The organism is Streptomyces prasinopilosus, assembly GCF_001419695.1.
Classification (GTDB): Bacteria; Actinomycetota; Actinomycetes; order Streptomycetales; family Streptomycetaceae; genus Streptomyces; species Streptomyces prasinopilosus.
In genome coordinates this window covers 1-5,005 of record NZ_LIRG01000131.1, presented here as the reverse complement: position 1 = coordinate 5,005, position 5,005 = coordinate 1, and the positions used below count along the sequence as shown (strand labels likewise).

Here is a 5,005-nt window from a genome sequence, read left to right as displayed (position 1 = left end):
CTTGATCTCAGGCGCGGGGCCTGACCGATCGTCCATGGGAGGACTGTCACCAATGCGTCGCCCCGCGCCTGAGATCAAGGACAACACAGAAATCACGACACGTTCCCCCCGCTGCCCTGCGCCGGGTTCTCGTCGGGGTCCTCGTCGTCGTCCTCAAGGTTGTCGTCGCCTCCGGCCGGGGGCAGGTTCACGGGCGGGGTTTCCGGCACGCCCGGGGCCCGGCGGCCGAGGAACGCGGCGACCTCGTCCGGGTTGTTCAGGGCGTCGGCCAGGAGGCGGGCGTCGGCGAAGGAGCGGGCGTCGATCCGCGTCAGCTCGTCCTCGGCGTCCTCGATGGGGAACCCGGCCTCCATCAGCATGCGGATCCCGGTCTCCTTGCTGATGACGCCCTTGGTCACGCCGAGGGTGACCTGCTCGAGGATCCCGGCCCGGTCGGTGGGCTTGTACGGGCCGAACACCATCCGCGCGGGCTGCACCTGGATGCCCGCCCAGTCGGGGTGCTGGCCGGCCAGGTGCAGGCGCTGCACGAACTTCAGGAGCAGCGCGTACTTGTGGTCGCGGGCCAGGCGCATGCCGCCGATGAGGGAGTCGAGCGGGCCCAGGGAGATGTCCAGGGCGTATCCGGAGGGCGCCTTGGACGGGTCGATGGTGCCGAGGGCGACCGCGGGGAGCCGGGAGACCTTGGCGGCGCGGTCCTCGAGGTCGTGGCCGTATTCGCGGAGTTCCCGCAGGGCGGAGGAGGTGTCGACGGTGGTGATTCTGCCGTTCTCTCCGAGGGTCCACACCTGCCCGGGTGCGACGTGCATGTCTCCGCGGGCGTTGACGCCGGATACGCCGACGATGGGCAGGCCGGTGGTGGCGGAGGCGCGGGCGGAGTCGGTGTCGGAGCCCTGGAGCTCGTCGAAGACCTGGAGCACCTTGGCGAGGGAGGACTGGCCCCAGTGCTCCTCGGCCGGGGGCACCGTGTTGGGGACGTGGACGACCGGCAGGAAGTCGATGAGCAGGTCGAGGTGGTCGAGGACTTCGCCGTCGGAGCGGGTCGCGAAGGTGGCCTTGTCCAGGGGCAGGGAGTCGACGTCTATCTCGCCCTTGAGGTCGTCGAGGGTCCAGGTGGCGTCGGTGAGGTAGCAGGTGACGGTACTGGGGGTGTCGTTCCACGGGTAGAGGCGGGTGACAGCCCCGGAGCCCGGGTCGATGATGTCGCCCTGCCCGAGGACGGGGACCAGCTGCCCGTCGGCGTCCTCGATCGTGAGGGGGGCGCGGACCGCGCGGCCGCTGCTGTCCGCGCCGGCGGCGGTGGCCGGCCCGATGGGGGCGAGTTCGTAGGTGATGCGCCGGATGCGGGCCTTCAGGTCGCGGCGCGGGTCCTCGGGGAGCTCCCATGCGAAGTGCACGCGCTGCGGGAACTCCCCGCCGTCGTCGTCCTCGCCGATGACCGGGAAGTAGAAGCCCGGGTCGACGGAGCGGACGGTGGCGCGCTGCTTGGCCGGGTCCCAGGCCAGCCGGTACACGCCGTCCCCCAGGGCGACGGCCTTGCGTTCGGTCTGCTGGACCCGCATGGGCAAGAGTTCGTTCTCCGACCAGTCCCGCAGCAGGGACTGCACGCGTTCGGCCATGGCCGGGTCGACGCCTTCGGCGGGGTGTTCGGCGCCGGGCACGGTGATGGTCTGCTCCCGGCCCAGGACGTGCGCGAGGATCGCATCGACGAACAGGGACGGGTCGCCGAACTCCCGCTTCTCCCGGGCGGCGGGCCCGTCGAGGACTTCGGCCAACTCTGCTGCCTGGTTGTTGTCGTAGGCGGCCAGCAGCTTGTACGCGGCGAGGCGGCGTTCGTCGGCGGGCGGGACCCAGGTCGCGGCGGCTTCGGGGAAGGCGCGCCGGTGGGGCATGCCGCGGGGGTCGGAGTAGATCGGCTTGTAGTTCAGCCACGACCAGGCGTCGATGACGACGGCCTTGGCGCGGGTCATGAGGCCCACCGCTACTCCTCCGCTGCTCCAGGCCCCGCGCCTGTGATCAGGGTACGGGCGTGGTCGGGTCGGGTTCCCTCCGCTGGGCGGGCAGGAGGTGGCGGCCGGCGTCGGTGCCGCGTGCGGGTTCGTTCACCCCAAGGGGGCGGCTGTACTGGGGGAATGGACTTCCGGGTACCGTCAGGTCACCCGATTGGGTGACGCGAGGAACGGGAATCCGGTCGCCTTTCTCCCCGTCAATCCCCTTTGCCCACATTCAAGATCACGAGGTGTCAGGAGCACCATTCGCGTGCCCTTAAACTGACTCCGGGTGTTCGTCACTCGCATGACGCTTCCCTGCTTCCGGCGCCGCGGCCCGGAGGAGGAGCGACCGTACCGGGTCCTTGACCTGCGGTCGCGGAAGGGAGGTGGACCATGACCGAAGACGGACAGCCGGACTGGAGCTTCTGGTGCTTCGTCGTCGCACTCCTGGAGGTAGCGCTCCAGGTGACGGCGAAGTGAGAGCCCTCAGTCCAGCAGCCCACCTGTGAAGAGACAGGGCCGTCCATCCAGCCAGGGTGGGCGGTCCTGTTTCGTTGTGCTCAACGCATCATGTGTTGCGTGCTTGCCAATGTACCTTCCATCCGCGCAGATTTTAAATTCGGGACTCATGAATCGCTGTGCAGTGAGCGAAGTGACGACTGATTGACGGCCCATCAGCTGCCAACTTTGGGCTCGTGATTTTTCTGATGCGTGTGGGAGTGGCAGCCGGGTGTGTTGGATGGTTCACCTGCGGCCACGCAGCCGCTGGTCGGTGTAGTGCTGGGTGCCGAGGCCTTCCTGTGCGGGGTCGGCGAGCTCGGTCAGTGCGTGCACGGCGGCGTCCATCCGGTCGGGTGAGTCCATGCCGGGCAGCCAGGTGACCATCTGCCGTTCCAGGGTGTCGAACTCCCCCACATGATGGACACGGCCCTGCTCATACAGCTGGGCGATGGGTTCGGCGCGCAGGCGTTTGCCTTGCTTGGCGTTCACTTCGATGATCCGCGGCATGGGCCCACCCCGGGTGCGGCCGGCGCGTTCGAGTTCCTGCCAGGCCTGGATGAGGACCTGGCGAGTCATGTCGCCGCCGAAGTTGGTTTCCACAACCAGGCCGTCCGCGCCCAGTTCGATGGCGAGCTGGCAGGCTTCGACACCCCACGCGTTGGCGCCGTGCCGGCCGGAGCGGTCGGCGAGGAGGTAGAGCTCTCCTTCCGCGGTGCGCCCGGCGGCGACGATGCCGGTTTCGTCGTTGGCGGTGCCGGCGCCGCCGGAGGGGTCGATGGCGACGAGGATGCGGGTGAGGTCGACGCCCTGGAAGGCGACGGTGCTGCACCGGTTGGTGGTGATCCACGCCCATTGCCAGACGCCGCCCTCAAGGGGTCTGGGCTGCTGCTGGTAGAGCGCCCACCAGACGCGTTCGCCGACGGCGCGGCGGGTGCGGGCGAGTTCCTCTTCGTCGTACTGATCGGGCCACAGGGCCTGGCCGGGCTGCCGTCCGAGGGGGTCGTCGTCGGAGAGGGCGAGGGCCGGCAGGTCGATGAGGGTCCAGTTCTCGGGTTCGGTGGCAAGGATCCGGCCGGAGAGGTCGTCCTCGTTCCAGCGGGTGTTGATCAGGACGATGGAGGCGCCGGGTGCCCGCCGGGTGTAGAAGACGGACTGGTACCAGTCCCATACCCGGTTGCGTTGGGCGGGGCTGTTGGAGTCATCCGAGCCTTTGAAGGGGTCGTCGATGATGCCGAGCGAGAAGCCCTTGCCGGTCAAGGAGCCGCCGACGCCTGCGGTGACCATGCCGCCGCGGACGGATGACCCGGCGGGGGCTTCGAGGTCGAAGCGGTTCGCGGCGTGGCTGCCGGGGTGGAGGTGCACGCCGAGGGTGGGGGCGTAGGTGCGGAGCTGGTCGCGGACCCAGCGGCCGTGGTCGTCGGCGAGTTCGGCGCCGTAGGAGGCGAGCATGACGCGGGCGGTGGGGTGGCGTCGCAGGTACCAGAGGGGGCCCCAGCGGGAGGCGCGCTGGCTTTTGCCGTGCCGCGGCGGGCAGGTGATCATTACCTGCATGCGTTCGCCGGCGGCGATCCGCTGGAACACTCGGTCGATCATGTCCAGGTGTGGGGCCTGCTTCTCGCGGCCTTCGGTGAGGACGGCGGCCAGCGCGCCCGGGGAGCGGTCCATGGCCATCTGGCGTTCGATCCGGACGAGTTTGCGGCGGGTCTCCGGACGGGCTCGGGCGACGACGCGGCGGCGCTGTGTGGAGGGCAGGGACCGGTAGCGGGCTTCGAGGCCGGCCTGCCGGTCAGGGGCTTTCGTCACCGTCGTCCTCGTCGAGTTCCTCCTCCGGTTCCTCATCGTCGTAGTCGGCATCCGGGTCGATCTGTGGGATTTCGGCGTTGTCCCGGTCGGAGATGTCGAAGAGGGCCGTGACCTCGGCTGCCTCGCTGCCGGAGAAGGGGATGGCGCCGCCGTCGGGGCCGCTGATCTCGGTGCGGACGGGGACCTTCAGGCCGAAGAGTTCGGTGAGGTCGGCGATGTATTTGCGGGCCTGTTCGCCGGCCTTGAGGTCGACGTTGGTGGGGTCGGTGGCTGCGGGCCAGACCGCGCGGAGGAGTTCTTCCAGGCGTGCGCCTTGGATGAAGCGGTACGTCTCGGCTTCCTGGACCTCGAGGTCGCGGGCTTTCTTGATGGCGCGGGAGAGGTCGGAGCGGGCGGTGTTGGGGGACATGTCGAAGTGCTCGGCGATCTCGAGGGCGGTGCGGCCCTGGATCTTCATGATGAGCATTTCGCGTCGCCGTTGGGCGACTTCTGCGGTTTTGGCTTTGGACCAGGCCATGGCGGTGGGGCTCCCGCTCGCGTGTGTGGTTGTCGGGCCCCGCGCCGAGAGGCCCCGCCCACGCCCTGACCAACGGCCCGACACCCATCCCCCGGTGTCGGGCCGTCCCCCTGCCCGCACCCCGCCCACCGGCCCCGGGGGAACCGAACACCGAAAATCAGCGATCATCCCTACAAGGCGCGGGGCCCGACAACCA

3 protein-coding genes are annotated in these 5,005 nt (G+C 69.5%); all 3 read right to left on the bottom strand.

Going from position 1 to position 5,005, the window contains the following annotated elements; genetic code table 11:
• Nucleotides 1-92: 92 nt before the first annotated feature.
• The 3 genes from AOK18_RS06905 to AOK18_RS06895 all read right to left on the bottom strand — a co-directional run bounded on the left by AOK18_RS06905 (nt 93) and on the right by AOK18_RS06895 (nt 4,809).
• A complete protein-coding gene (locus tag AOK18_RS06905; RefSeq protein WP_055693728.1) occupies nt 93-1,976 on the bottom strand; it encodes a hypothetical protein in 1,884 nt (627 codons plus the stop codon).
• Nucleotides 1,977-2,732: 756 nt separating this feature from the next.
• Nucleotides 2,733-4,292 carry a terminase large subunit domain-containing protein gene (locus AOK18_RS06900; RefSeq protein WP_055693727.1) on the bottom strand — a complete coding sequence of 520 codons (1,560 nt, stop codon included), beginning with the start codon at nt 4,290-4,292 and terminating at the stop codon, nt 2,733-2,735.
• Nucleotides 4,276-4,809: a sigma factor-like helix-turn-helix DNA-binding protein gene (locus AOK18_RS06895; protein ID WP_206281505.1), complete on the bottom strand. Its 534-nt coding sequence runs from the start codon at nt 4,807-4,809 to the stop codon at nt 4,276-4,278. Before AOK18_RS06895 ends, AOK18_RS06900 begins: the two co-directional genes overlap by 17 nt.
• Between the last annotated feature and the right edge of the window lie 196 nt (nt 4,810-5,005).